Annotated in this window: 22 protein-coding genes; 7 read left to right on the top strand and 15 right to left on the bottom strand. The window is 43.0% G+C overall.

Features of this window, described 5'->3' with window-relative positions; all coding sequences use genetic code 11:
- Positions 1-325: 325 nt before the first annotated feature.
- Entirely contained in the window at positions 326-760 is a 435-nt protein-coding gene (locus tag BLR42_RS08350) for a hypothetical protein (RefSeq protein ID WP_091868207.1), read from the bottom strand.
- 272 nt (positions 761-1,032) lie between these two features.
- Positions 1,033-1,332 (bottom strand): hypothetical protein, encoded by a 300-nt coding sequence (locus BLR42_RS08345; protein ID WP_091868205.1) that lies wholly within the window; start codon positions 1,330-1,332, stop codon positions 1,033-1,035.
- A gap of 270 nt (positions 1,333-1,602) precedes the next feature.
- Between BLR42_RS08345 and BLR42_RS08340 the strand changes: the two genes are divergently transcribed.
- Together BLR42_RS08340 and BLR42_RS08335 are read left to right on the top strand one after the other, a co-directional pair.
- The gene (locus BLR42_RS08340) at positions 1,603-2,814 is read left to right on the top strand and encodes a DUF819 family protein (protein ID WP_091868203.1); all 1,212 of its coding nucleotides are present in this window, start codon (positions 1,603-1,605) and stop codon (positions 2,812-2,814) included.
- A 1-nt stretch (position 2,815) separates the two neighbouring features.
- Positions 2,816-3,466: a M15 family metallopeptidase gene (locus tag BLR42_RS08335; RefSeq protein WP_242879271.1), complete on the top strand. Its 651-nt coding sequence runs from the start codon at positions 2,816-2,818 to the stop codon at positions 3,464-3,466.
- A gap of 70 nt (positions 3,467-3,536) precedes the next feature.
- Here the strand turns inward: BLR42_RS08335 and BLR42_RS08330 are convergent, their stop codons facing one another.
- From BLR42_RS08330 to BLR42_RS08300, 6 genes are all read right to left on the bottom strand, one after another.
- Positions 3,537-5,237: a lysozyme inhibitor LprI family protein gene (locus tag BLR42_RS08330; RefSeq protein WP_170832688.1), complete on the bottom strand. Its 1,701-nt coding sequence runs from the start codon at positions 5,235-5,237 to the stop codon at positions 3,537-3,539.
- Positions 5,238-5,902: 665 nt separating this feature from the next.
- A complete protein-coding gene (locus tag BLR42_RS08320) occupies positions 5,903-7,843 on the bottom strand; it encodes an ABC transporter ATP-binding protein (RefSeq protein WP_091868197.1) in 1,941 nt (646 codons plus the stop codon).
- Positions 7,843-9,597, bottom strand: coding sequence for an ABC transporter ATP-binding protein (locus tag BLR42_RS08315; RefSeq protein WP_091868195.1), 1,755 nt, complete (start codon positions 9,595-9,597; stop codon positions 7,843-7,845). Before BLR42_RS08315 ends, BLR42_RS08320 begins: the two co-directional genes overlap by 1 nt.
- A gap of 177 nt (positions 9,598-9,774) precedes the next feature.
- Entirely contained in the window at positions 9,775-10,911 is a 1,137-nt protein-coding gene (locus BLR42_RS08310; RefSeq protein WP_022761639.1) for a DUF4317 domain-containing protein, read from the bottom strand.
- Positions 10,912-10,949: 38 nt separating this feature from the next.
- Entirely contained in the window at positions 10,950-11,549 is a 600-nt protein-coding gene (gene fliY, locus BLR42_RS08305; protein ID WP_091868193.1) for a flagellar motor switch phosphatase FliY, read from the bottom strand.
- 136 nt (positions 11,550-11,685) lie between these two features.
- Positions 11,686-12,336, bottom strand: a complete 651-nt coding sequence (locus BLR42_RS08300; protein WP_091868191.1) for an HAD family hydrolase — start codon at positions 12,334-12,336, stop codon at positions 11,686-11,688.
- A 225-nt stretch (positions 12,337-12,561) separates the two neighbouring features.
- Between BLR42_RS08300 and BLR42_RS08295 the strand changes: the two genes are divergently transcribed.
- The 5 genes from BLR42_RS08295 to ptsP all read left to right on the top strand — a co-directional run bounded on the left by BLR42_RS08295 (position 12,562) and on the right by ptsP (position 18,344).
- Positions 12,562-13,311 (top strand): DeoR/GlpR family DNA-binding transcription regulator, encoded by a 750-nt coding sequence (locus BLR42_RS08295; protein WP_091868189.1) that lies wholly within the window; start codon positions 12,562-12,564, stop codon positions 13,309-13,311.
- 17 nt (positions 13,312-13,328) lie between these two features.
- The gene (gene pfkB / locus BLR42_RS08290; protein ID WP_091868187.1) at positions 13,329-14,234 is read left to right on the top strand and encodes a 1-phosphofructokinase; all 906 of its coding nucleotides are present in this window, start codon (positions 13,329-13,331) and stop codon (positions 14,232-14,234) included.
- A 95-nt stretch (positions 14,235-14,329) separates the two neighbouring features.
- The gene (locus BLR42_RS08285) at positions 14,330-16,264 is read left to right on the top strand and encodes a PTS fructose transporter subunit IIABC (RefSeq protein WP_091868185.1); all 1,935 of its coding nucleotides are present in this window, start codon (positions 14,330-14,332) and stop codon (positions 16,262-16,264) included.
- Positions 16,265-16,330: 66 nt separating this feature from the next.
- On the top strand, positions 16,331-16,594 hold the full coding sequence (locus tag BLR42_RS08280; protein WP_022761657.1) for an HPr family phosphocarrier protein: 264 nt from the start codon (positions 16,331-16,333) through the stop codon (positions 16,592-16,594).
- A 43-nt stretch (positions 16,595-16,637) separates the two neighbouring features.
- Complete coding sequence (ptsP, locus tag BLR42_RS08275; RefSeq protein WP_091868183.1) at positions 16,638-18,344, top strand: phosphoenolpyruvate--protein phosphotransferase; 1,707 nt, start codon at positions 16,638-16,640, stop codon at positions 18,342-18,344.
- 76 nt (positions 18,345-18,420) lie between these two features.
- Here ptsP and BLR42_RS08270 read toward each other — a convergent pair whose 3' ends face one another.
- From BLR42_RS08270 to gdhA, 7 genes are all read right to left on the bottom strand, one after another.
- Positions 18,421-19,608, bottom strand: a complete 1,188-nt coding sequence (locus tag BLR42_RS08270) for a DHHW family protein (protein ID WP_091868181.1) — start codon at positions 19,606-19,608, stop codon at positions 18,421-18,423.
- Positions 19,609-19,623: 15 nt separating this feature from the next.
- The gene (locus tag BLR42_RS08265; RefSeq protein WP_091868179.1) at positions 19,624-21,033 is read right to left on the bottom strand and encodes an MBOAT family O-acyltransferase; all 1,410 of its coding nucleotides are present in this window, start codon (positions 21,031-21,033) and stop codon (positions 19,624-19,626) included.
- A gap of 14 nt (positions 21,034-21,047) precedes the next feature.
- Positions 21,048-21,572, bottom strand: coding sequence for a DUF4358 domain-containing protein (locus BLR42_RS08260; RefSeq protein WP_091868177.1), 525 nt, complete (start codon positions 21,570-21,572; stop codon positions 21,048-21,050).
- A 14-nt stretch (positions 21,573-21,586) separates the two neighbouring features.
- Entirely contained in the window at positions 21,587-22,738 is a 1,152-nt protein-coding gene (locus tag BLR42_RS08255; RefSeq protein WP_091868174.1) for a GDSL-type esterase/lipase family protein, read from the bottom strand.
- Between the two features lie 237 nt (positions 22,739-22,975).
- A complete protein-coding gene (locus BLR42_RS22670; protein ID WP_022761663.1) occupies positions 22,976-23,137 on the bottom strand; it encodes a hypothetical protein in 162 nt (53 codons plus the stop codon).
- 236 nt (positions 23,138-23,373) lie between these two features.
- The gene (locus BLR42_RS08250) at positions 23,374-24,903 is read right to left on the bottom strand and encodes a Na+/H+ antiporter NhaC family protein (protein ID WP_091823736.1); all 1,530 of its coding nucleotides are present in this window, start codon (positions 24,901-24,903) and stop codon (positions 23,374-23,376) included.
- A 147-nt stretch (positions 24,904-25,050) separates the two neighbouring features.
- Positions 25,051-26,385 carry an NADP-specific glutamate dehydrogenase gene (gdhA, locus tag BLR42_RS08245; protein WP_022761665.1) on the bottom strand — a complete coding sequence of 445 codons (1,335 nt, stop codon included), beginning with the start codon at positions 26,383-26,385 and terminating at the stop codon, positions 25,051-25,053.
- Positions 26,386-26,487 lie beyond the last annotated feature (102 nt).

The following is a 26,487-nucleotide window of genomic DNA, read 5'->3' as shown; positions in this document are numbered from 1 at the left end:
AACTGGATCTTTTTCCCCTTTTGGGATTTTGGCTATCAGCTTGCTGCTTAGTACTTTGTTGTATTTTTTGTCGGGATCATAGATGGTTTGCCTCTCCAGAATGTAGATATCACCGTTCTTCTGAGGCTGACGTACTATTTTTGTTTTGATCTCTCCTGATGGTTTTGCTGGCATAAGGCACTCTCCTTATTTGAGTATATATTTATTATAATATATACTCAAATAAAAGTCAATACAAAAAGCGCTTAAATGTCAGTATTTTCAAGGATTTGCGCCATATGGCCAAGCAATAAAAATGAGTAAATAATCGTTTTGAGTATCTAATTTACGACTTTAGGGTTATAACAATACCGGTTTCAGTTCCTTCTATTCGATAAGCTTCGTTGCCCATCATACCTATTCCGATGTCACAGCCGGATATTGTCGCACTCCCGACAATATCCAATGTAGAAAGACTGCTGGCAATTCCGATAGTCTTATTTGACCCATCCGTAAATGGCATTGAATGCCCCTGAGTAATCTCAACATTGTTATTTAGATACAGTGTGTTAGCACCTGCACTATAGATAACATCATGCGGAGTATGGGGATCTCCTAAAACATTTTCGGCATTAGCTTCCGATACTTGTATACCATTAACCCAAAGCTCTTCACCATCTGCATAGACCTTTCCTGCCGGTAAAAAAATAAACGCGGCAATAATTGAAAGCATCAGACATGACAGATAATTCAAAAATCTTGTACCGGTTTTATTCTGCATAAGGACCTCCTTCCAGAGCGGGATAAAGCAATAGTATTAACTGTTTCAAATTGATAATGCACAGTAAAACAGCTACTTTTTCCCGAAAACAGATTCTTATGAATATTATAGCAATGCGCCTTATTGGTTTTTCTTAAATGTGTATAAACATTATCTTTTTTTCCTGTAAACATTTAGCAATGCGGGAAGAATTCAGTTCAAAAGCAATGCCACCCCATTACTGGGGCGGCATATTCAATATATTTTCTTCTGCTATTCAATAATTCAAATGATCAGTATTTATCATATACAATGGATCCATTTTGGGATTTCTTTATAATCTTTCCGTCTTTTGATTTCAGTACAACTACTACATTTGCATTCTTTAATTTGTATTTCTTTTGTACATTGCTCCGGAGTTTCCTCGAGAGTTTGTTCATCAGCATTCCTATGTGGTTATAGCTATAAGAATGAAAATATGAATACATTTTATATCCACGTGCGGTATCTCCCGTCATATTAACAGTAAATTTATAACCTTTTCCTGTCTTCTTATAAGAAGCATCCCACTTGTACCCGTTTCTTCCAAACATTGGAGACGCACTACTCTTGACATAAGAATTTGCATTTTTTGCTTAATCTTCTTTAGATGCTGCATAAACACTGCTTGGACAACAAAGACAAACTATTAGGGATAACGCGACAAATAATAATAATAGATTAGACAACTTTTTTACCATAAAAGGAACCACCTCCTAACAAGAGTTAAAATGAAGAATAATCTCTATATTCATCCATAGAAATTTGTTAGATAATAAATATATGCAGTAATAAAAATATCAAAATAGAAAGAGACAATTTTTATGAACACACTTATATCACCGGATAATAACTGGCCACTTTTATCAATATTGTTTTTTTCAACCTTTCTTGCCATCTATCTTGAACAGACATATAAATGGGCTTCAAGAATCTCCGGCGCCATAATCACCCTACTCATAGCAGTTGTTCTTACAAACCTTGGCGTTATCCCTACCAGTGCCCCTGTCTTTGATGACATCGTATGGGGATATGCCGTTCCGTTGGCGATACCACTGCTCCTTCTGGATGCCAACGTCATAAAAATATGGCGGGAAACCGGCAAATTTATGGTGATATTTCTCGTTGGTGCCGCCGGTACCTTTGCCGGTGCTCTTGTTGGAACAATGCTTTTGTCAGGGCTTGTGGAAGGGCTCCCCGGAGTCGCAGCCATGATGACCGGTTCTTACATTGGCGGAGGAGTAAACTTTACTGCCGTCGCCGACGCTTTTCACGTCAGCGGAGGTCTAATCTCTGCTGCCACCGTGGCAGATAACCTGAACATGGCAGTATACTTTATGATTCTTCTCGGCATCGCTTCAAGCGCCTTTTTCAAAAAACATTACACTCATCCTCACATCGACGAAGTGGAAAAGGCCGGATCTGATAAGGCAGGTGAGACTCTTGCTGCAAGCTACTGGGAGCGACACGATATCTCATTAAAAGACATAGCTGCTTCTCTGGCATACGCAGTAATAGTTGTGACTGTTTCAAAACTTATTGCCGGATTCCTATCGGGAATTATCCCCGACAGCAACGGATTTTTAAAGATGCTGAACACCTTCTTCGGAAGCCAGTATGTTTGGATTACCAACGTTTCCATGGTGTTCGCTTCCTGCTTCGAGAGCAAAGCTAAAGAAATGCATGGCGCCAAGGAGATTGGAACCTGGCTTATCTATCTGTTCTACTTCGTTATCGGTGTACCGGCTTCCATCATCATGATCATTCAGAACGCGCCTCTACTCTTACTGTTCTGCTTTATCCTAGTGGTATTTAATATGATTTTCTGTTTTGGATTCGGTAAACTATTGCGAATAGATCTCGAGGACATCATCCTGGCTTCCAACGCCAACATCGGTGGCCCCACCACCGCTGCAGGAATGGCTATTTCACTCGGTTGGACAAAGCTGGTTGGTCCTTGTATGCTGGTGGGAACTTTTGGCTATGTTATAGGCACATGGCTTGGTATTATTATTGGTTCAATTTTAGGAGCTTAATATGAAAGATATGAAAGATATGAAAAATCATTCAGAAAATCAGGATTCATCAGGCTTTGTGAAAATTCCTGATGTAGCAGGTGATGTAATTCTGGAAATACGTTACTATTCAACTTTTAATTTTATAGGTGACAGAATAGACGGGTACACTCAGCCGACAGCTCTTTTGACAAAGGAAGCTGCTGCAGCTCTTAAGGCTGCCAGTGATGAAGCAATTAATCAGGGGTATCGTCTTAAGATATATGATGCTTACAGACCTCAGAGAGCCGTGGATCATTTCGTGAGATGGGCAAAGGATTTAGAGGACCAGCGAATGAAGAAAGTCTTCTATCCGGAAGTGCCTAAGGAAAAACTCTTTACGCTCGGCTTTATCGCAGAGCACTCCGGTCACAGCAGGGGAAGCACTGTAGACCTTACTCTCTTTGACATGTCCCGCGGATGTGATGTTGATATGGGTGGATACTTTGACTTTTTCGGTGATATCAGCCATTATGATCACCCGGATCTTACAGATGCTCAGCGCGCAGGCCGCGCCTTATTACGAGATATCATGTTGCATGCCGGCTTTGAGCCTTATGAAAACGAATGGTGGCACTTCACTCTTGCTAATGAGCCCTACCCGAATACATATTTTGATTTGAGGGTAGAGTAGAAGCGGAGGCATTTGAATGCCTCCGCTTCTACTTTTTATTTTATATTCACGTTTAAATTCGAGCTTGTTGTTATTGTTCCGTATCTACGTCTGAATAGCTCTTTTCAACTTTGCTCGGAATCTCAAAGTCCTCGCCGAGTGCCTTTGCAAGAACAGTTGCAAGATAGTAGGTTCTCTTTCTTGTATAGACGCAGGCTGTACCGTTTTCAAGCTGGGGCTGGAGGGTTCCGCCGAGTGCTTCGTTTCCCGCTTCCTTAACAGCTGCTTCCTTACGCTTAATCCATGCGCGCTGATCATTAAGAAGTTCCTCTTTTTCCTCGGGAGTTACCTTTTCAATGAGTCTGCTCCAAAGAGAGTTAAGCTCTTCATCCCAAAGGGTATACATCTCATATGTAGTCACATTCGCCGGCTGCTGAGGCATGGATGCCCAATCCAGATTTTCGTATTCCTGGTACTTTGCTTCTACCTTTGCAAGCTCTGACTGAAGAGTGCCATCATCTACAATAGTCTCTGAAGACTTGTTATCTGTTTCCGCTTTCTTATTATCAGTCTCCCCTGAAGTATTACTATCAAGCATATAAAGATTTATGTTGCTATAGGTCGGCATTTTTCCGTTCTTGATTTTATCTGTAACACCGATGGATTCCATTTTATCTGCTTCGATTTTATAGAGTTCATCCATTGATACAAACTTACAATCCTTGAAGGAATCCACAACATCTTTGTATTTGCTGTCGGTATAGAGATTCGGAATGTTCATGGTTTCATAGGTCTCATTATCATAGACCTCGAAGGAATAATACTGTTCTATCTTTTTGTCTTTGCTCCATTCCTCAAGCTGAAGATTATAGATAGTCATGCTTCCCTCAATATCTGATAAGTCAAAATTGGCATGGTCTTTGTAGTTTGCAAACATCTCGAAGTCCATTTCCTGCTCTTCGTAGTAGCCAAACTGATATTTTCCGTCAGCATTAATATAAGCTTCATCCCATCCATGGTTGGATGCTCCGTTACTTCCTCCTCCGGATATAATGCCGTATTCATAGATATCTGTCTGACTTCTGGACCAGGATGCAAATGCATATATAACCTGAAGTTTTCCTTCAAGCTCTTTTATTACCAAAGTCAGTTCGCTTCCGGGTTCCACAAAGGGTCCTACCATTTTCAGGGCCATCTCTCTTACATCATCTGCTCCGCAATCGATGAAGGCATACTCCATTGTTTCAATGTCGCCGCCAGCAAAGTAATACGCATCATTATTGAGAATACCCTGGAGTGTATTTCTAAGTTCACTCAGCGTGTATTCCCTATCTGTGGGAACATAGGAAATAATATCATCCACATAAGAACGATACTCGGAATCCTGGAATACATTATTCATGTAGTAATCGAAACTAAGGGTGCTGTCGCCTACAAGAAAAGCGTCGTAGAGATCGGATTCGCCATTTTTCTCATCTGCGGTATTGTCAGCATCCTGTGAATTATCACTGTTCTCTTTATCTTCCGCATCTCCTTCACTTTGAGAATCTTCTTTGCTTTCGACATCTTCAGATGTAGCTAAATCACTTGTATTATCTGCAGCGTCTGTATCTTCAGTGCTCATATTATCCTCGTTAGTAGCACTATCATCGGCTACGTTCTGATCATCTGCAGTGCTTACTGCATCATTACCCTCAGAAATTGTCACACTTCCATCCTGCGCTGTAGGAGTGCAACCTGCAATAAGAGTACTTATCCCCAAGATAACAAATAGTTTTGTAAATCTTCTCAATTTTCTCATCCTCCCAATCTATTATTTCCAAGCCATAAGCCCTTATATTTTTCTCATACTGTTCTTCAATATATCAGCTTTTTAGCCACTTTGGTAGCCCTTTTTCATATGTAGCCCTTTTCATATCATAAATAATTTTGCTATTGATAGATAAACTTATGCCATGCAACAAATATCATTTTTACTTTTTGATTTGTTGTTAGCAATTTCTTTATATGCAACAAATCTCTGTATTTCTTCTCGTTTTATTGTTCCTCATTTTTCTCTATGCAACAAATCTCTACTTTCCTTCTCACTTTATTGTATGCCTACTCTTTAGCAAACAATAAATCATTGCGTTACATCTTCTTTTGTTGTCTATCCTTTCTTTGCATACAACAAATCTTTATATCACGTCTTCTTTTGTTGCACATCCTTTCTCTATCATTCAACAAATTAATATATCTCTTCTCTTTTTGTTGTTTCCCTTTTCATTGGCCTTCGTTTGACCCTCATTGGCCTTCATTTGACCCTCATTGGCCTTCATTTGACCCTCATGGGCCTTCTTTCTCCCTTCTGGCATACAACAAATCTTTACCTTTATCCTTATTTTATTGCTAATAATTGCTAGCATATAAAAAACAGCCGAGCAAAAACTGCTCGGCCATCTTCATATCTAAATAATATTATGCGGTAACCATTTCCGGTTTATTACCTGTATACAGCTGGTAGTATCTCTGCTTAAGTTCAAGCAGTTCGTCGTGAGTACCCATCTCCACGATGCGGCCCTGCTCAAGAACTACGATACAGTCTGAGTTCTTAACAGTGGACAGTCTGTGGGCAATTACGAAGGTTGTACGACCATGCATCAGCTTGTCCATACCATCCTGAACAATTTTCTCTGTACGGGTATCGATGGAGCTCGTAGCCTCGTCAAGGATAAGTACAGGCGGATTGGCAATTGCCGCTCTTGCGATGGCAAGGAGCTGGCGCTGACCCTGTGAAAGATTTGCTCCGTCGCCTGTAAGCATTGTATTGTAGCCCTCGGGAAGTCTCTTGATGAAGCTGTGTGCATTGGCAAGCTTGGCTGCTGCCTTAACCTCTTCATCAGTTGCATCGAGTTTACCGTAGCGTATGTTCTCTGCAACTGTTCCCGTAAACAGGTGTGTATCCTGGAGAACCATTCCAAGGGACTTTCTCAGATCCGGTTTCTTAATCTTGTTGATGTTGATGTTATCATATCTGATCTTACCATCCTGAATATCATAGAAACGGTTTATCAGATTTGTAATTGTGGTCTTTCCTGCACCGGTAGAACCAACGAGCGCAACCTTCTGTCCCGGCTTTGCGTGCAGAAGGATGTTGTGAAGAACCATCTTATCATCTGTGTAGCCGAAGTCAACATCATTGAAGGTAACATCGCCTTCCATGGGCTGGAAGGTTGTTGTACCCTCAGCCTTGTGATAGTGCTTCCATGCCCAGCGTCCTGTAAATTCCTTAGATTCAACAATCTGTCCGTTTTCTTCCTTGGCATTAACAAGCATTACATAGCCATCATCTGTCTCTGACTGTTCATCAAGAAGATTGAAAATACGCTCAGCTCCTGCAAGTGCCATGATAATACTGTTAAACTGCATGGACACCTGGTTAATAGGCATTGAAAAGCTCTTGTTAAATGTAAGGAAGCTTGCAAGTCCTCCTACTGTAAAGCCAAGATACTGATTAAGAGCTATTGCACCACCTACGATCGCGCATACAACGTAGCTTAAGTTTCCGAGCTGTGCATTTATCGGTCCAAGGATGCCTGAGTAAGCATTTGCCTTGTAGGCACTCTGGTAAAGCTCCTCATTGAGCTCATCGAATCTCTTTATAGTATCCTCTTCATGACAGAACACCTTGATAACCTTCTGGCCTGTCATCATCTCCTCGATGTAGCCGTTTAACGCACCAAGATTTTGCTGCTGTGCAACGAAGTTTTTACCTGACGCTCCGGTTGCCTTTGCAGACAGGAAAATCATAAGTGCAACCATTATAAGTGTCACAATAGTAAGCGGAACACTTAATACAATCATTGAAATAAACACGCTGACAATAGTGATCGCACTGTTTAAAAGCTGCGGAATACTCATGGAGATCATCTGTCTGAGTGTGTCAATGTCATTGGTGTATATTGACATGATGTCACCGTGAGCGTGAGTATCAAAGTACTTTATCGGAAGAGATTCCATGTGGTTAAACAGTTCGATTCGAAGATTTCGAAGGGTTCCCTGCCCCACATAAATCATCAGTCTCGCCTGAACAAAAGCTGCAACAACACCAATTGCATAGAAAATGATCACATTTCCGATTGCCTTTGCAAGGGGACCGTAATCCGGGTTCGCCTGACCGATAAGCGGTGTGATATAAGTATCTATCAGAGTCTTGGTAAACATCGTTCCCTGAACGCTCGCTATAACGGAAAGGATGATACTGATAACAACAAGTACCATGTGAATTCCATAGTCTTTAAATACATACGACATAAGCCTCATGAAAAGCTTGCCGGGATTTTTTATCTTTGGTTTCGGGCCGCCTCTCATATGACGATTTCCGGGGCCTCGTACCTCTTTAACTTTTTCTTCTGCCATCAGTTATCCCCTCCTTCATCGAAATCAGCGTCGCCGCTGGAACCAACCTGAGATTCATAAACCTCGCGGTAAATCGTGTTATTTGCAAGGAGTTCTTCGTGTGTTCCGAAGCCGTCAACCTTACCATCATCCATAACTATAATGCGGTCACAGTCCTGAACACTGGATATTCTCTGAGCAATAATAAGCTTTGTGGTATTCGGGATCTCCTCGGCAAAGGCCTTTCTTATCTTCGCATCTGTTGCGGTATCAACAGCGCTGGTGGAGTCATCCAGAATAAGTATCTTGGGCTTTTTAAGAAGCGCTCTTGCAATACAAAGTCGCTGTCTCTGTCCACCTGAAACATTAGTTCCGCCCTGCTCGATAAAGGTATCATAACCCTCGGGCATTTTTTCTATAAACTCATCGGCACAAGCCAATGCGCAGGCTCTCCTTACTTCTTCATCAGTTGCTTCCTTGTCTCCCCAACGGAGGTTCTCATAGATGGTTCCGCTAAACAGCACGTTTTTCTGTAAAACAACGGAAACCTGATTTCTAAGGGCTTCCATATCGTATTTTCTTACGTCGATTCCGCCAACACTTACGCTGCCTTTCTCAACATCGTAGAGGCGGCTTATCAGATTAACAAGTGAAGACTTCGCTGAACCCGTTCCACCGATTATTCCGATGGTTTCTCCGGACTTGATCTCAAGGTTGATATCCTTAAGTACAGGTTCTTCGGACTCGGTGTTATATGCGAAATCAACATGATCAAATCTGATACTTCCGTCCTTTACCTCCATAACAGGCTGATCGGGATTGGAGATACTTGTCTCCTCATCGATAACTTCTGCAATACGCTTTGCGCTGGCAGATGACATGGTCACCATAACAAATATCATTGAGAGCATCATGAGACTCATCAGTATATTCATACAGTAGGTGAGAAGACTCATCATCGCGCCGGTAGTGAGCTCATTTGAAACGATCATATGAGCACCCATCCAGCTTATAAGAAGGATGCAAACATAAACTGTTGCTGTCATAACAGGACCGTTCAAAGTTACAACCTTCTCTGCTCTTACAAACATCTCATAGATATTAAGAGCGGCTGTCTTAAACTTACTGTTTTCATACTCCTCGCGAACATAAGCCTTAACTACGCGGATTGCGGATACATTCTCCTGTACGCTCTCATTGAGTCTGTCATATTTTTCAAATACTTCTCTGAAATACTTGGTGGCTTTGCTCATGATAAAAATGATGAAAGCTCCAAGGCAGATAACCGCAACCAGGTATACCAGCGCAAGCCTGGGGCAGATAATAAATGACATAACAAGAGCAATTATCATCGATGCCGGTGCTCTCATTGCCATTCTGAGTATCATCATGTAGGCATTCTGAATATTCGTAACATCGGTGGTAAGTCTTGTTACCAGACCTGATGATGAGAACTTGTCTATATTTGCAAAGGAGAAGGTCTGGATATTATCAAACATTCTCTTTCGCAGGTTTCTGGCAAGTCCCGTGGATGCCCTAGATCCGTAGAAGGCGCCGCCGATACCTGCGAGCAATCCTAAAATTGCCACAACTATCATCATCAAACCTACTCTGATGATGTAGTTCATGTCAGCGCCGTTAATTCCAAGGTCTACTATTCTACCCATGAGGACGGGGATGATCATCTCGCAGATAACCTCTCCTATCATACACAGGGGTGTAAGTATACTTGGCAGTTTGAATTCATGTAATTCCCCAAGAATTTTCTTTACCATTTATTCACCATCCTCTGAAAAAATTAGAACGCCGAAGCGTTCTATAATATTATATGATATTCTTAACATAAATTGTATACAATTTGTGAGTTTTTTATTTTCCCCTCATCCGGCACTTCGTGCCACCTTCCCCCCAAGGGGAAGGCTTTTGTTTTATTCTCCCCCAAGGGGAAGGCTTTACTCCTTAATAAAAGTGCGTACATTTACCCCGTTTACTTCGATGTGGTCGTCCACCTCGATTACAAGGCACTGCCTGCCGTCGATGATTCTGGATTCCACAAGATCCGCTCTGTCGGGCTTAACCTTGATGACTACATTGGGTGCTTCTATATCAAACTTTCTGGTGTTTGCAATATTCGTTACAAGAAGCGGCTGCTCCTGCTCTCCGACTATTTCCTTATAGTTGTGATCAAAGTAGTCCATTCGCTCCTCCGGAACACCGCTATCGGAGAGAAGATGCTTTACATCTTCCTTTGAAAGTTCGAAATGAACCTCATCCTCCTCATGATCCTCGAGCATTGTGTTCAGATTTTCATGAATATTCCTCATCACATCATAGTCGGCCTCTTCCCCAATTGTCTCCTCAACCAGCGCCTGGAAGAGGTTCTTCTGCTCCGGTGCAGACATAGGTGCCCTTCCTCCGAAAAGTGCCTGAATAAACTCGGGCTGAAGGTCCTCGGGCTTTTTTGAAAAATAGAGCATGTTGTGGATGTCCGCATTTCTCTCAATAAATGCAGGGAAAAGGAAACCCTTGGAAGGCGCATCCACAACCCAGTCGCGGTATCTGTCCTCTATCTCGTTGGTCTTTTCATTATAGCCAAGTCCTGCCTTGGAAAGCTTAACAGGGCAAATACTGCAGAGAATGTAATCGTAAATATTCTCCGATGCATCCTCCATCTCTATTCCGTCCCTTGTCATTCCGGGGATATCATAGACAGCATGAACGAGGATTATATAATAGTTCTCTTCCATAAAAAGATTGGCAATAATCTTGTCATAGAATTCATCAATAAGACTGTCATCCTCAAGATGGGAATCACGAAGACGCAGTAAAAACTCCTGAGTTCCTCCCTGCTCTTCCTGGTCAAGCGGGAATTCGAGATTTATAAGACTTTTCCCGAATACTCCTGTGAGTGTGTGTTTGAAAATATCGAGATACTTGAACATCTCCTCATCGGGGATGCTTCCGAATGCTTTTTTAAATACGAGGCGCTTTGATTTTTCGCCATCAACATAACACCCGCAGATGTGATCGATAGTACATCTGTCGGGTGTAAATTGTTTCCTTATTTCTAATACTTCTGCTTTATTCATGTGAGCTGATTTACCGGTGTGCTTATTTCACAAGTACACTATTCCTTTGCTATAAATTTATCGCACATCTCGCGGGCAAACTGAACAGGGTATAGCTGAACCATAACTGAATCAATGAGATTTTCGATAGTCATCTTGAAAGCTATCTTGACAAAATTATCGTACTCGATTTCAAAACTCTTTTCAAAAATCTTGACACTGTCGACATCTATTCTGTTGACAACAGGAGTACTGATATCAGTAGGAACACTGAGCATCATAGAAAGAGACGTAGCCGCAGCACCCATCATCTGGTTCATGGCCTCCGAAGCTGCGGAAAGATGAAGATCTGTTATCTCACAGTTAGTGTTGGTACCGTCTCCACCCATCATAAGATCCGTCATAACCTTAACATCATTCTCCTTGAGAATGAGAACGTTATTGCCGGTCAGTCCCTTAACGTAGTGAATCTGAACAAAAATGCAGGTATTCTCATAATCATCGAGAGTCTCGCTGCGCTTGATCACGGAAACATTAGGTGTGGTTATATCCACCTTTTTATTGACCATCATGCTGAGTGTGGTCGCGGAATTACCCATACTGATGTTGGCAATTTCTCCTAAAGTATCCATCTGTTCGTTTGTAAGTACCTGATCCATAAGAACCCCTCGCTTCTGTATAATCAGTTTTTCTTTCATTTCGCTAGATATCACGGATATACTACTATTTTATGCCATCATACTTTTTGTGTAAAGGAAGAAAGGGGCTGTGATTTCTTAATTTTCTATAACCTTTTTATTTAATTATAAGGCCTTTTAGTTCATAAAGTGACTCCATTTTCTTATAATAAAGTCCCTTTACCTCTTCCTCGTCATCGTTCTGATCGGGGATATATACAGTTTTAATGCCTGCCGCAGCTGCTGACCTTACTCCGTTTGGAGCATCCTCCACAGCGATACAGTTTTCCTTGGGTACTCCAACCTGTTCACAGGCATACAGGTAAATGTCGGGCTTAGGCTTTCCCTCTTTAACCATGGTGGCACAGCAAATCTTATCAAAATAAGAAAGAAGTCCCACTTTAGTCAAATACCTGGTGGTTCTCTCCTCATCCGTCGCGGTTGCTGTAGCGATAAGGATATTTCTCTCCTTAAGAAACTGAAGAATTTCCCTGGCTCCGGGCTTAAGATTTATCCCTTCCTTCGCAGCCAGCTCCTCAAAGAGAATTTTCCTGTAGGCGCGCGCTTCATGATAGTCAAAATCATCGCCGTACCACTTTTTGAACTGTTCGGGAGCAAAGGGTCTCCCGAGACTTCTAAGCTGCAGCGCCTGTTCTCTTGTCATGCGAAATCCGAAATGTTCAATTGTCTTTGGCCACACTATCTGATAATACTTTTCTGTATCGATGAGCGTTCCGTCAAGGTCGAATAATACTGCCTTTATGTCCATTTTTTCATTCCCCGCTTCTATTTATAAAAAGTGCTATTCATAATGATACCATTTCCCGGGACTTCTTATAAGTGATTTTTTGTGATTATTCACAATCATTCTTGATTATTTTTGTTTATTTATCATGAGCATTCGTGATTATATGTGATTGACTTTGATTATTCTTGATGTTATTCTTTTCTCAGATGGTACATTCCATCATCAATTTTCAAGGAGACTTAGCATATGTTAACCGAGGAAAGACGATCAGCAATTGTTTCCTATATTGAAGAACATAAAGCAGCAACTGTTCAGGAGCTTGTAGATGCTCTTGATTCTTCAGCGGCTACAATCAGGCGCGATCTGAATGCTCTTCACGAGGAGCGCCGCATTCTTAAGGTTTTCGGCGGTGCCACTGTTTTAAATAAAAAGGACGTGACCACAACAGAGCCCTCTGTTGCCGAGAAATCACATCGTAATACCGAAGAAAAAGACATCATTTCAGAATATGCTGCTTCACTGATTCAGGACAACGATTTTGTTTATATCGATTCAGGTACAACTACTCTTCATCTAATCGATCACATAACAAATAAAAAGGCGAAGTACATTACAAACGGCGTTGTTCATGCAAAGAGGCTTTTGGAGAGAGGTCTCTCCACCATGATAATTGGCGGCCGCATAAAGCCCGTTACCGAAGCAGTCATTGGTCCCGATTGTGTGGAAGCACTGAAAAAATTCCATTTTACAAAGGCTTTCATGGGAACAAACGGCATTTCGGTTCAGGCAGGTTTCACCACCCCCGATGTAGACGAAGCACTTGTTAAAGCCGAAGCAATAAAGCACACCTATCTCTCCTACATTCTTGCAGACCACACCAAATTCGGAGTTGTGAGCTCGGTTACTTTTTCTGAGTTAAGGAACTGCTGCATCATTACAGATGAAGAGCCTGACAAAAAATATAAGGATCAGACCATTATCAAGGCCATCAACTGAAAAGGAAGGAGAAGCAAATGATATATACCGTAACTTTTAACCCTGCAATTGACTATATTGTCAGAATGGATAAGCCACTGGATCCGGGAATGACCAACCGTTCAGTTTCCGAGGACTGCTTTTTCGGAGGAAAAGGAATCAATGTTTCCACCATATTAAAGAATCTCGGAATCGAGAACACAGCTCTTGGCTTCGCAGCAGGTTTTACAGGAGAGGCCATAGTTGAAAGTGTCAAGAATAAAGGAATTCTAGCTGATTTCATTATGCTAAAGGATGGAATTTCAAGAATTAACGTAAAAATAAAATCCGAGCAGGAAACAGAAATAAATGCTCAGGGACCTGTTATCACAGACGAAGCCTATAACGAGCTTCTCTGCAAACTCGATTCGCTTAAGGAAGGCGATATGCTAATCCTTGCGGGAAGCATTCCAAGCACTCTTCCAAGCGATGTATATGAAATCATTCTGGACAGATTGAAGGACAAGGGAGTCACCTTCGTGGTTGATGCAACAAAGGATCTTCTCATGAATGTCCTTAAATACCATCCTTTCCTTATTAAACCCAACAACCATGAACTGGGTGAGATGTTCGGAACCGTACTTAAAACAGATGACGAAATTGAAGAGCATGCCAAAAAGCTCCAGGAAATGGGCGCAAGAAATGTTCTCATATCCATGGCCGGCGATGGCGCAATGCTTATAACTGAGGACGGACAGAGATTCCGCGTCGGTGTTCCGAAAGGCAAGGTTAAGAACTCCGTAGGAGCCGGTGATTCAATGGTAGCCGGTTTTGTCGCAGGATATATGAAAACAAAGGATTACAAGGTTGCCCTTAACATGGGAACCGCAGCCGGAAGCGCAACAGCCTTTTCCGACGATCTCGCAACAGGCGAGCTGATTAACAGTATTTACGAAACATTATAAACAGGCATAAACCTGTAAATACGTTTCGTCAATATAAATACAAATGTATTGGGGAAAGCCCCAACAAGGATGCTAACGCATAGAAAGGGAGAAACATGAAAATCAAAGATCTTTTAAGCAAAGAAGGGGTAAGCTTAAATCAGACCGCTGCGGATCAGAATGCCGCAATCGACCTGATGGTAGCGCTTCACGACAAAGTAGGCAATCTTAATGACAAGGCAGCATTCAAGGATGCGATTGTTGCCAGAGAAGCAAAGGGTTCAACTGCGGTAGGCATGGGGATCGCTGTTCCGCACGCAAAGACAGCAGCAGCTAACAAGGCAGGACTTGTTGCAATTACTGTTCCGTCCGGAGTAGATTACAAATCACTCGACGGCCAGCCCAGTAAGCTTCTGTTTATGATCGCAGCACCCGATGGAGCTGCAGACACACATCTCGAGGTACTGTCAAAGCTCATGACAATGCTCATGGATCAGTCTTTCACATCCTCTCTTATCGAAGCAAAAACACCTGAAGAATTCATTGATCTCATTGATAAGCAGGAAGATGCGCGTGATAAAAAGAGTTCCGGTGCTGAAGCAGCTGCTCCGGCTACCACATCATCAGGAATTAAGCTTCTCGGTGTAACAGCATGTCCCACAGGTATTGCTCACACATATATGGCAGCTGAAGCTCTCGAGCAGGCAGCAAAGGACCAGGGGCTTTCAATGAAGGTTGAGACCGATGGTTCAGGCGGTGCAAAGAATGTACTCACAGATGCTGAGATCAAGGACGCTGATGTTATTATCATCGCAGCAGATAAGAATGTTGAGATGGGCAGATTCAATGGTAAGAAGGTTATCAAGGCTTCAACAGCCGATGCAATCCACCACTCTTCAGATCTTATCGGACGTGCGGTAAAGGGCGACGCTCCCGTTTATCAGCATTCAGGATCAGTAACAAGCAGCGCTTCTCTTGATAATGAAAGCGCAGGAAGAAAAGCATACAAGCACCTTATGAACGGTGTATCACACATGCTTCCCTTCGTTATCGGCGGTGGTATCCTTATCGCAATTGCATTCCTTTTGGATGACTACTCACTTGATCCTTCGAACTTTGGTTCCAACACTCCTGTTGCTGCATGGTTTAAGTCAATCGGTGGAACAGCATTCGGATTCATGCTTCCTATCCTTGCAGGATTCATTGCTCAGAGTATAGCGGATCGTCCCGGTCTTGCAGTTGGTTTCGTAGGCGGTGCTCTTGCAAGTACAGGCGCTACATTTGCAGCTCCCGGCGGTGATATTCCTTCAGCATTCCTTGGAGCTCTCGTGGCAGGTTTTGCAGCAGGTTATATCGTACTTGCAATCAGAAAGATCACCGATGGTCTTCCGGCTGCGCTTGAAGGTATCAAGCCCGTTCTCATCTACCCGCTCTGCGGTATCCTGGTAATCGGTCTTGTAATGTGCGCTATCAACCCTCTGGTTGGTGCCCTCAATGCATGGATCACAGGCGTTCTTAACGGAATGAGCAGCGGTTCTATCGTAGTCCTTGGTGCAATACTCGGAGGTATGATGGCAACAGATATGGGTGGCCCGCTCAACAAGGCAGCTTATGTATTCGGTACAGCAGCACTTGCAACAGCAAGCCAGTCAGATCAGACAGGTTGGATGATCATGGCAGCAGTTATGGTTGGTGGTATGACTCCTCCTATCGCTATAGCAATTGCAACACTTATTTTCAAGAACAAGTTCACAGAGGGCGAGAGAAAGTCCGGTCCCGTTAACTTCATCATGGGTCTTTGCTTTATCACAGAAGGTGCTATCCCGTTTGCAGCTGCTGACCCGCTCCACGTTATTCCTTCCCTTATGGTTGGTTCAGCTGTAGCAGGCGCTCTCTCAATGGCATTTAAGTGCACACTTATGGCTCCTCACGGCGGAATCTTCGTATTCCCTGTTGTAGGTAATGTAGCAATGTATCTTGTAGCACTCCTTGTTGGTTCAGTAGTATCAGCAGTGCTGCTTGGAATCCTCAAGAAGGACGTAACTAAGTAATTTTCATTCTATCGCCTTCCCCTTTTAGGGGAAGGTATGAGGTTTTGTAAAGAAAGGACATACATTATGGTATCAAAGAACATCACAGTAAAAAACGAACAGGGCATGCACATGCGTCCCGCAAGTCTTCTTTCACAGAAGGCTACTCCTTTTGAGAGCTCAGTAAAAATCATGTTTAACGGCAACAGCTATGATTGCAAGAGCGTTATGTTCCTTATGAGCGCTTGCATCAAGTGTGGTTCCGAAATTGAGCTTGTATGCGAAGGTCCCGATGAGGAAAAGGCTCTCGCAGAGCTTTCTGAGTTCATTGAATCCGGTATGGGTGACTAAAAAGTAATCACCTGGCAAAGAAAAAATGGAGGACTAAACATCAATGTACAAAGGAATAGCTGCATCCAGAGGAATCGGTATCGGCAGTATATGCCGCATAATAGAGCATGATCTTTCTTTTGAGGCAAAGCAGGTTGCCGATCCCGCTGCAGAGAAAGAACGTTTTCATAAAGCAATAGCTGACTTCGTAGAAGAAACTAACGCAATGGCTGAGGATGTCAGAAAACGCATCGGTCCCAAGGAAGCAGAAATCCTTCAGGGACATGCCGTAATGATCTCCGATCCCGCCATGTCCGGAGAGATGGACAAAATGATCGACCAGGGGCAGTGCGCCGAGACAGCTCTCACTGCTGTCTGCGATATGTTTATTAACATGTTTTCACAGATGGATGATGAGATGATGAAGCAGCGCGCTTCCGATATCTCCGATGTCAAGGTAAGCGTCCTGAAAAAGCTCCTTGGCATTGAGGATATTGATATCAGCAAAGTTGCACCCGGTACTGTTCTTGTCTGCAAGGATCTTACTCCTTCCATGACATCACAGATCGTCAAGGAAAATGTAACCGGCATCATCACGGAGATAGGTGGTAAGACCTCCCACTCCGCTATCCTTGCCAGAGCCCTTGAGATTCCTGCAGTACTCTCCGTTCCCGGAATAGTTGATGAGGTAAAGGATAAGGATACCGCTATAATCGATGGAACCGAAGGTGATGTTTTCATAAATCCCGATGGAGAAGTTCTTTCAAAATACATGCTAAAGCGTGAGGAATTCATCCGTAAGCAGTCAGAGCTTAAGACCTTTATCGGCAAGGAAACAGTTAACGCTGACGGAACAAAGCTTGAACTATTCTGCAACATCGGTACTCCCAAGGATGCGAAGAAAGCTGTCGAATGTGACGGTGAAGGAATCGGTCTTTTCAGATCAGAGTTCCTTTTCATGGACAACACACACCTGCCTACCGAGGATGAGCAATTTGAAGCGTATAAGGAAGCTGTTCAGACAATGGATGGCAAATGTGTAATCATCCGTACTCTCGACATAGGCGGTGACAAGGACATTCCTTATCTTGGACTTGAGAAGGAAGAGAATCCTTTCCTTGGTTACAGAGCTGTCCGCTACTGTCTTGGAAACCAGGATATGTATAAGACACAGCTTCGTGCCATTGTAAGAGCCAGCGCCTTTGGAAAAGTTAAGATCATGGTACCTCTCGTTACAACTGTTGACGAGGTAAGAAGCGTAAAAGCACTTGTTGGTGAGATAAAGGATAACCTTTCATCAGAAGGAATAGATTATGATAAGAATATCGAAGTCGGCTGCATGATAGAGACAGCCTCTGCTTCTCTCATAGCAGATCTCCTTGCAAAGGAAGCTGACTTCTTCTCAATCGGAACCAACGACCTCACGCAGTACACGATGAGCGTCGACAGAGGAAATCCCAAGGTTGCTTACCTGTACTCCTCCTTCCAGCCCTCCGTACTCCGCTCAATAAAGTATATTATTGAGTGTGGTAAAAAGGCAGGTATTCCAGTTGGAATGTGCGGTGAAGCCGCTGCAGATCCTCTCATGATTCCGCTCCTTATGTCCTTTGGTCTTGATGAATACAGCGTTAATCCGGTTCTTGTATTAACCGCCCGCTGCATCATCTCCAAGTGGAGTAAGGCCGAAGCAGACACTCTTGCAGACAAGGTTATGGCAATGGATACTGAGGCAGATATAGTTGCAGCACTTAAAGAGGCTGCAAAGGAATAAACTCCAAGGTCACATCTCCTTTCGAAAAAAGCTCCTGTAAACTCTTCAAAGAGTTCACGGGAGCTTTTTTTGATACTTAGAAGATACCGCCTATACCTGTATCATTATCAATCGTGTTCATATTGTACAGAATAAGCACATCAGATATCTCAGGGTGCTCATTTATAAACTTGGACGGTCCGCCCTTATAATAGCGCGTATCGAATACATATACGGTATGATAATGCGCAAGGAGGAACGGCACAATGCTGTTAGCATAGCTGTCCTTGACAAGGGCTATTGCCCCATCCTGCACCGCATCATTGGTGATGGTGATCAAAGGATGAATGTTGTTAAGGAAGTAGGAGTACTGGTCCTTCTCTGACAGATATTCCTTATTGTAAGGAGTATCTGTCACCTCTTCTGTATCAGAATATTCCACACTAAGCTTCCAGTCCGGATAGCTGTAAGAAACAATCCTGTCTGCGCCAAAATACGGATCATTAAGTTTGGAATATATTGTTCCCTTGAAATTCTCAGATACTATCTCTCCGGTGTACTCCGAAAGAGGAATAGGCGTAAGTCCTGCTGCTTCACAGAAAGCCTCATAGCCTATATATGCTCCATAAGTTGTCCAGTGGTGGTCTGTTCGATAAAACAGCCTGTTACCTGTGATATCCTCTGTAAGAGGCTCTGAAACAGTCTTCTTCGCTTCATCCTTAAGCCTTGTCGAAACATCAATTTTCTGAAGCTTATCAGACGATGCCGAGTAAATATCTGAAATAATCTGCTGCTGAAGATCGGGATCATTTGCATTTTCCGGCAGAAGGTCAGAATAAACCGATACCGCAGTCGGAACCATCATCAGCATGCATCTGGCATTTTCTACATTTACAGCGAGCTTTGAAAACTGATCAATCTGCTTTGCCGTGTTCTTAGGATACTTGTACCTCTCAATAAGAGAGCCATCCTTCGCAAGATAAATATCGTTAATCTCTTTCCTTCCGGTTATCCTCTCAACCTCAGCCATAAGACGCATGAATGCATCACGTGCAGGAAATTGATCTGCCACAAAGGTTTCAAAGCCGCTGGTAAAGTCACCGCTTTTTATCTTTTCAAAATTGAATTCGGGCATTTGTGCCAGCTTGCGATTTTCATTCTGAGAAAAGGTCTTTTTCTCTGAAACAAAAAACACGATTATAAAGCACAAGGTCACCACACATATAAGATATACCGGAATGCGGTCGAGAATGCCTATCTTTTTTTTATCTGAATTATTACTCACATCAATACCTCTAAATTAAAAACGGAAGTACAGGAACGGATTGTAGGTATCCTTCACAAGGCTGGATATTGCAAGAATAAACAAACCTGCCATAAGTACAGTACCAACGGTTTTCACCACATTCACCGCAGTGGTTCCCGCTCCCTCCACTTTTTTCACAAAAGCGGGATACACAGGAAATGAAAGCACTATTGCCGCAAGTAAAACCGGCAGATAATTTCCGGTGTACCACCAGAACTCTGTTCCGAACAGCGGATTGCCGGGGATGCCTATAAGCTTAACGAAATAGGTTCCCATCTCAGACAGATTATCAAAGGTGAAAATACCGAAGCCGAATATTACTATAATAATTGCATACAAATGCTGCAGCGCCATAGGAAGCTTCTTAAGCCATTTTCCCCAGATAAATTTCTCCAGTGTAAGAAGTGTTCCGTGATACAATCCCCAGAGGACGAAGTTCCAGGAAGCTCCGTGCCATAAGCCTGTCAAAAACCATACCACAAAGATATTCCGAAAATGCTTGACCATGCCTACTCGATTTCCACCAAGAGGAATATACACATAATCTCTGAACCAGGTTGAAAGTGACACATGCCAGCGGCGCCAAAAGTCCGTAACTGAAACTGAGCTAAGCGGATAGATAAAGTTCTCAGGGAAGTGGAATCCCAGCATCTGTCCAAGACCTATAGCCATATCACTGTATGCACTAAAGTCGTAATAAAGCTGAAGTGTAAAGCACAAAAGTCCAAGCCATGCCGTAACTATAGAAATGCCGTCAGCCACACGAATAGTATCCCAAAGAGCTCCGATCTGATTGGCGATCAAAACCTTTCGAAGAAGTCCCAGAATAAAACGCTTCATACCTGATACGAAGCCGGACTCTGATATCTCCCTACTGTGAATCTCCTGCTGAACTGTTGAAAAACGCACGATAGGACCGGCAATAAGCTGCGGGAACATTGATACATATGTAAGATAGTCCAGATAGTTCTTTTCAGCCTTAATACGACCCTTATATACATCAATTGAATAGCTGACAGTCTGGAAGGTATAAAAGCTTATACCTACAGGCAACGCCACGCCCGGGAGCTTTACATCAAATGGTGTAAGCGCATTCCAGATGCCAACGGAAAAATCAGCATATTTGAAATATCCAAGAAGTGAAAAATTTATAAGAAGCGCTATCACAAGACATACACGCTTTTTCACTAGAGAAGAAGCGAATCTCTCCTGAAGTCGTCCGTCCGTGTAATCAACAAATGAAGAAAACAGCATCAGAAGAATATAGATTGGTTCTCCCCATGCATAAAAAAGCAGACTAAAAATGAGCAGGACGAAATTCTTCGCCCTGCCGGGAATTACATAATATAAAATCAAAAATGCCGGTAAAAAAAAGAATAAAAATGTAAGACTACTAAATACCATAAAACGCTACTTTCTTATTTACCCATGAGACCATTTTTAATGATTTCCTCGATGCCATCGGCGTCGGAAGAAATAACAAGGTATAATGCATTGCCCTGTTTCTTGATGCTTGCAGCCTTAATGATGTCTGCCTGATCCGGAAGATAGTCGAGCATCTCAGGTGAAGAAAGCTGCTCAAGGACAGCTCCAAGTTTCTCCTCAACTGTAGAAACGTTTGCCTCATCTGCAACATTTAATATGATAACGCGGTCTGCATGAACCTCATCAGCCTCAGCAAAAACGTAATCTGAAAGCATTGATGCATCAATTCCGTAGTAGTTCATAAGCCAGTCATCATCAGCTTCATACATATCGGGAAGTGTATAAGCTCCCTTGATCTTCTCATAGATCTCTGATGCCTTAAGAGGTGTTGCAGCTGCCTCCTGTCCTGCCTCAGTATCGGCGCCTGAAGCTCCTGTACTATTGCCGCCGCATCCTGTAATGCAAAGCATTGCTGTGAGTGCTGCCACTCCTATAACTTTAAGATAATTTTTTTTCATAATATCCTCCTAAATTACTGCGCTGTAGTTTCTGCCGGTGTCTCCTGAAGTCCGAGCCTCTCAGCCGCGTATCTTACAAGCATCTGTGTCCAGACATTATATGCAGACTTACTCTCATGCAGGAATCCATCACTGCAATACTCGGGTAACAGATTGCCCTGTCCGTCGGAAAGAACTGTCGCCATGTCAATATAGCCCCAACCGTTCTGATTTGCAAGTTCATGAACTGCCTGATTGAAGGCTGCGATATTCGTATTATTCAGTTTACCTTTGCCCAAATCCTTGAGCGTATAGGTTGCGCTGATAATGTTAATCTCCATATCGGGAGATAATTCCCTGATCTTATCAACGAGCTGCGGATAGAGTGCTACAGACTCATCAATGTCATAGCTGACATCATTTATTCCGAAAAACAGGAAAGCCTTCTTCGCTCCCATCATCTGCATTGATTCCCAGATTGGATGCTGCGCTCCCTGATATAACGGATGTACACTTTTCTCACTTACAGGCCAGAACGCGTTATGAAGTGAAAGTGATCCTGCTGCAAGAAACTGCAGCTGTGTAAGCATCGGATCAGAGCTCCTGGCCGAATAATTCCTAAATCCCAGAAGAACCGAATCTCCCGCAAATACCGTATTTTCATAGAACTGACGGATCTGTTCCATCTGTTCATCAGAATAATGCATATTCTGAAGCGTCTGCAGATCATAGGATGCAGTAAATCCGCTTCCTAAAGTATTCTCAGCAGTAGTATCATCTGCAGGCGCAACATCCACAGAAACATCATCTGAAGAGCCCTCAGAAGCCACTTCATCACCGCCCTCACTCGCGGCATTGCCTTCCTGCTCTGTTTCTTCTCCGCTAACAGCCTCACCGGCATCATCAGTGACCTGCTCGTCTGCACTGATTTCTTCAGTGCTCTCGTTCGTTTTCTCTGTATCCTGAGAAGAAACCTCTTCTGCTTCCACGACTATCTGAGTGGAAACCTCTTCCGCGGGGCTGCCAGATTCCTCTGCAGCGGCGCTCTTCTCACTGTCTATCTTCTGAAAAATAGATGTGTTCTCTGCGGTATCGCCTTCATCAGGCTGACTTTTTGCTCCGCAGGCACATAAACTCACAGAAACTCCGACAACAGCCAGAAGTCCTGCTAATTTCCCAAATTTCACCTTATAAAAATCCTCTCTTGAAAAACATCATCTTTGGCAGAATATCTGCCTTATGCAGCATAATTTAATGTGGTTATAATCAAAACCTGTCGCCACACATACATTACATTTTATCAAAAATACGCCGACAGTAACAGTTATTTTTTCAGTAAAATCAAAAATAAAAACCGGCCGAATTATGAAATCCGACCGGTGTACTTCTTCTATATTCATCTGCTTACAAATCTGCCCTAAAACTCAGCCTCTTTGTAAGCTCTGCAATAACTCAATTGCTGTTTTCCCCTCTGTCTGTCCTGCCGCAGCAGGAGTATTGTACTTTCCGAGAAGTTTAGTCCTCATTTCTTCCGGGTGATTGTACAGCTGATCCATGATTCGGTCAAACGCTTTTTTCCATTCCATACTTTTCTCCTTGCTAATCCGAAGGTCCCCACCATCAGATTCTGAATACCTGTCTGCCTTTTTCTGCGTTCTGAAAAAACATTTGCAGAACTTTCTCCCCCCAGATAAAGACTTCTGTGTTTCAGATGCAAGGTTAATATTAAAGTATTGGCCGCCTCCAATCAAGGAACAAAAACTTAAGAAATTCTTAAAATTTTATTTCTTAAATTTCAAGAAGTATTGAAACAAAATATCATTTATTCTTTTGTAACAGCGTGTATTCCAAATACAGTGAAAATCATGAGTCCAATACCAACTATCAGGCATACAATCCAGTTGCGTACAAATCCTGCAATTATATAGGCAACACAGGATACTATTGCTGCTGTTATCGCGTAAGGCAGCTGCGTTGAAACGTGATTTATGTGTTTACATTCAGCACCTGCACTCGCCATAATCGTCGTATCGGAAATCGGTGAGCAGTGATCTCCGCAAACAGCTCCTGCCATGCAGGCTGAAATCGAGATGATCATAAGCTCATTGCCCATATCAGATCCGAAGACCTTAGCAACTATCGGAATAAGGATACCAAAGGTTCCCCATGATGTTCCGGTCGCAAACGCAAGAAATGCTCCGATTATGAAAACAATTGCAGGGAGCAAACTCATAAGCGCATCCTTGTCTGCGATATTGGCCACAAGACCTCCGACATACTCAGCAGCTCCAAGGGAGTCTGTCATTGACTTAAGTGTCCATGCAAAGGTCAGAATCATAATAGCGGGCACCATGCTCTTAAAACCTTCAGGTATAGCATTCATGCACTCTGTAAAGCTGAGTACCTTTGTAGCAACCATAAAGATAATCGTAATGACAAGGGCTACCACCGAACCATACACAAGACCTACAGAAGCATCTGATCCTGCAAAAGCATCAACAAAGTTTGTACCTTCAAAAAATCCACCGGTATAGATCATTCCGATAACACAGCACACAATCAGTGTAATGATGGGAAGTACCAGATGAATAACCCGGCCATTCACGGACACAGGCGGAGTAGGCTGATCTTCCGCACCTGTCATACTGGAGTGTCTTTTATTCTTCTCGCTGTCCTTATCAGCGCCACCGCCTACTCTGAGTTCAGCCTTTTTCATGGGACCGAATTCTATTTTTCCAAAAGTAAGAGTAAGCATCATTACTATTGTCAAAAGTGCATAGAAGTTATACGGAATAGCTCTTACAAAAAGTGTAAGTCCGTTAGCACCATCAACGAAGCCAGTTACAGCGGCTGCCCAGGAAGAAATAGGTGCAATAATACACACGGGAGCTGCAGTTGCATCAATTAGATATGCCAGCTTTTCCCTTGATATCTTGTGCTTATCTGTAAGCGGTCTCATAACAGAACCAACTGTAAGGCAGTTGAAATAGTCATCGATGAAAATCAGACAGCCAAGTGCTATTGTCGCCAGCTGCGCGCCTGTCTTGGTTTTCACATGGGTAGTTGCCCATTTTCCAAAAGCTGCAGATCCGCCTGCTCTGTTCATAAGCATTACCATGCTTCCGAGAACTACAAGGAATATCAGAATACCGACATTCCACCCATCGGAGAGCTGTCCGATCATTCCATCCACAAAAACATGCTGCATTGTAGCAGTAAAACTGAAATTGGTGTAGAGAAGACCACCCACAAGAATTCCTACGAATAGTGACGAATAAACTTCCTTGGTGATCAGTGCCAGAGCTATCGCGATAATAGCCGGCAAAAGAGCCCAAAAACTGTTAACAAACATTTTTACTCCCCTCCTCCTTAAATTTTCACTTTTTTCATATATAATGCGAATACCGCAGCAGAACTCTCTGGTGCGGTATTCGATGTTTCTTTATTTGATTATACTATATCGCTTTAATGTATAAAAGCTACAATATCATTCTTTTTATTAAACAATACCCTGAGCCTTCATAGCTTCTGCAACCTTAAGGAAGCCTGCGATGTTAGCACCTGCAACATAATTGCCTTCCTGACCATACTTCTTAGCAGCATCGTCAATGTTGTGATAGATGTCAACCATGATTCTCTTAAGCTTTGCATCAACCTCTTCGAAGGTCCAGCTAAGTCTCTCGGAGTTCTGGCTCATCTCAAGAGCTGATGTAGCAACACCACCTGCGTTTGCAGCCTTACCACCTACGAACATAACCTTGTTCTGCTGTAAGTACTCTGTAGCCTCGATAGTTGTAGGCATGTTAGCACCTTCGCAAACAGCGATACATCCGTTAGCAACAAGCTGCTTAGCATCCTCAAGAAGAAGCTCGTTCTGTGTTGCGCAAGGAAGAGCAACATCACACTTGATGCTCCATACGCCTCTGCCCTCATGGTACTCAGCAGACTTTCTTGCTGCAGCATAATCTGTAAGGCGTGCTCTCTTAACTTCCTTAACCTCTTTAAGAAGCTCAACATCGATTCCCTCGGGATCATAGATCCAGCCTGTGGAATCAGAACATGTAACAACCTTAGCACCGAGCTGCTGTGCCTTCTCGATAGCGTAGATAGCAACGTTACCTGCACCTGAAACAACTACTGTCTTACCCTTGATATCAGAGCCGTTGCACTTAAGAAGCTCCTCTGTAAGGTAAAGAAGGCCATAGCCTGTAGCCTGTGTACGAGCAAGTGATCCGCCGTATGTAAGGCCCTTACCTGTAAGAACGCCTTCGTATGTATCACGGATTCTCTTGTACTGACCATACATGAATCCAATCTCACGTCCGCCTACACCGATATCACCTGCAGGAACGTCTGTATCAGCACCGATGTGTCTGAAAAGCTCTGTCATAAAGCTCTGGCAGAATGCCATGATTTCTCTGTCTGACTTACCCTTAGGATCGAAGTCGGAACCACCCTTACCGCCGCCGATCGGAAGACCTGTAAGTGAATTCTTGAAGATCTGCTCAAAGCCAAGGAACTTGATGATACCAAGATTTACTGAAGGATGGAAACGAAGTCCTCCCTTGTAAGGTCCGATTGCTGAATTAAACTGAATACGGAATCCGTTATTAACCTGAACCTGTCCCTTATCATCAACCCACGGAACTCTGAAAAGAATCTGTCTCTCGGGAGTACAAAGTCTCTCAAGGAGAGCATCCTTTCTGTACTCATCCTCATGAGCATCGATAACTACTCTGAGTGAATCAAGTACTTCCTTTACAGCCTGATGGAATTCCGGCTGTGCGGGGTTTTTCTCAACAACATAATTGTAGACTTCATCAACGTAAGACATTTTTTTGCTCCTCCTAAAAATTAAAATTGTGTACAAAAAAAGAGCGTAAAGATTTATAGGTCTTTACGCTCCCTTGCGTAGACACCACTGTCTGACAAGTAT

Source organism: Butyrivibrio sp. INlla16, from assembly GCF_900104155.1.
GTDB lineage: Bacteria > Bacillota > Clostridia > Lachnospirales > Lachnospiraceae > Butyrivibrio.
Note: the sequence above shows the minus strand (reverse complement) of the source record. Positions and strands in the feature narration are given on the sequence as shown.

Coding starts and splice junctions, on each gene's coding strand:
- BLR42_RS08350 (WP_091868207.1), bottom strand. CDS start 760: ATGCAGAATAAAACCGGTACAAGATTTTTGAATTATCTGTCATGTCTG.
- BLR42_RS08345 (WP_091868205.1), bottom strand. CDS start 1,332: ATGTTTGGAAGAAACGGGTACAAGTGGGATGCTTCTTATAAGAAGACA.
- BLR42_RS08340 (WP_091868203.1), top strand. CDS start 1,603: ATGAACACACTTATATCACCGGATAATAACTGGCCACTTTTATCAATA.
- BLR42_RS08335 (WP_242879271.1), top strand. CDS start 2,816: ATGAAAGATATGAAAGATATGAAAAATCATTCAGAAAATCAGGATTCA.
- BLR42_RS08320 (WP_091868197.1), bottom strand. CDS start 7,843: ATGGCAGAAGAAAAAGTTAAAGAGGTACGAGGCCCCGGAAATCGTCAT.
- BLR42_RS08315 (WP_091868195.1), bottom strand. CDS start 9,597: ATGGTAAAGAAAATTCTTGGGGAATTACATGAATTCAAACTGCCAAGT.
- BLR42_RS08310 (WP_022761639.1), bottom strand. CDS start 10,911: ATGAATAAAGCAGAAGTATTAGAAATAAGGAAACAATTTACACCCGAC.
- fliY (WP_091868193.1), bottom strand. CDS start 11,549: ATGGATCAGGTACTTACAAACGAACAGATGGATACTTTAGGAGAAATT.
- BLR42_RS08300 (WP_091868191.1), bottom strand. CDS start 12,336: ATGGACATAAAGGCAGTATTATTCGACCTTGACGGAACGCTCATCGAT.
- BLR42_RS08295 (WP_091868189.1), top strand. CDS start 12,562: ATGTTAACCGAGGAAAGACGATCAGCAATTGTTTCCTATATTGAAGAA.
- pfkB (WP_091868187.1), top strand. CDS start 13,329: ATGATATATACCGTAACTTTTAACCCTGCAATTGACTATATTGTCAGA.
- BLR42_RS08285 (WP_091868185.1), top strand. CDS start 14,330: ATGAAAATCAAAGATCTTTTAAGCAAAGAAGGGGTAAGCTTAAATCAG.
- BLR42_RS08280 (WP_022761657.1), top strand. CDS start 16,331: ATGGTATCAAAGAACATCACAGTAAAAAACGAACAGGGCATGCACATG.
- ptsP (WP_091868183.1), top strand. CDS start 16,638: ATGTACAAAGGAATAGCTGCATCCAGAGGAATCGGTATCGGCAGTATA.
- BLR42_RS08265 (WP_091868179.1), bottom strand. CDS start 21,033: ATGGTATTTAGTAGTCTTACATTTTTATTCTTTTTTTTACCGGCATTT.
- BLR42_RS08260 (WP_091868177.1), bottom strand. CDS start 21,572: ATGAAAAAAAATTATCTTAAAGTTATAGGAGTGGCAGCACTCACAGCA.
- BLR42_RS22670 (WP_022761663.1), bottom strand. CDS start 23,137: ATGGAATGGAAAAAAGCGTTTGACCGAATCATGGATCAGCTGTACAAT.
- BLR42_RS08250 (WP_091823736.1), bottom strand. CDS start 24,903: ATGTTTGTTAACAGTTTTTGGGCTCTTTTGCCGGCTATTATCGCGATA.
- gdhA (WP_022761665.1), bottom strand. CDS start 26,385: ATGTCTTACGTTGATGAAGTCTACAATTATGTTGTTGAGAAAAACCCC.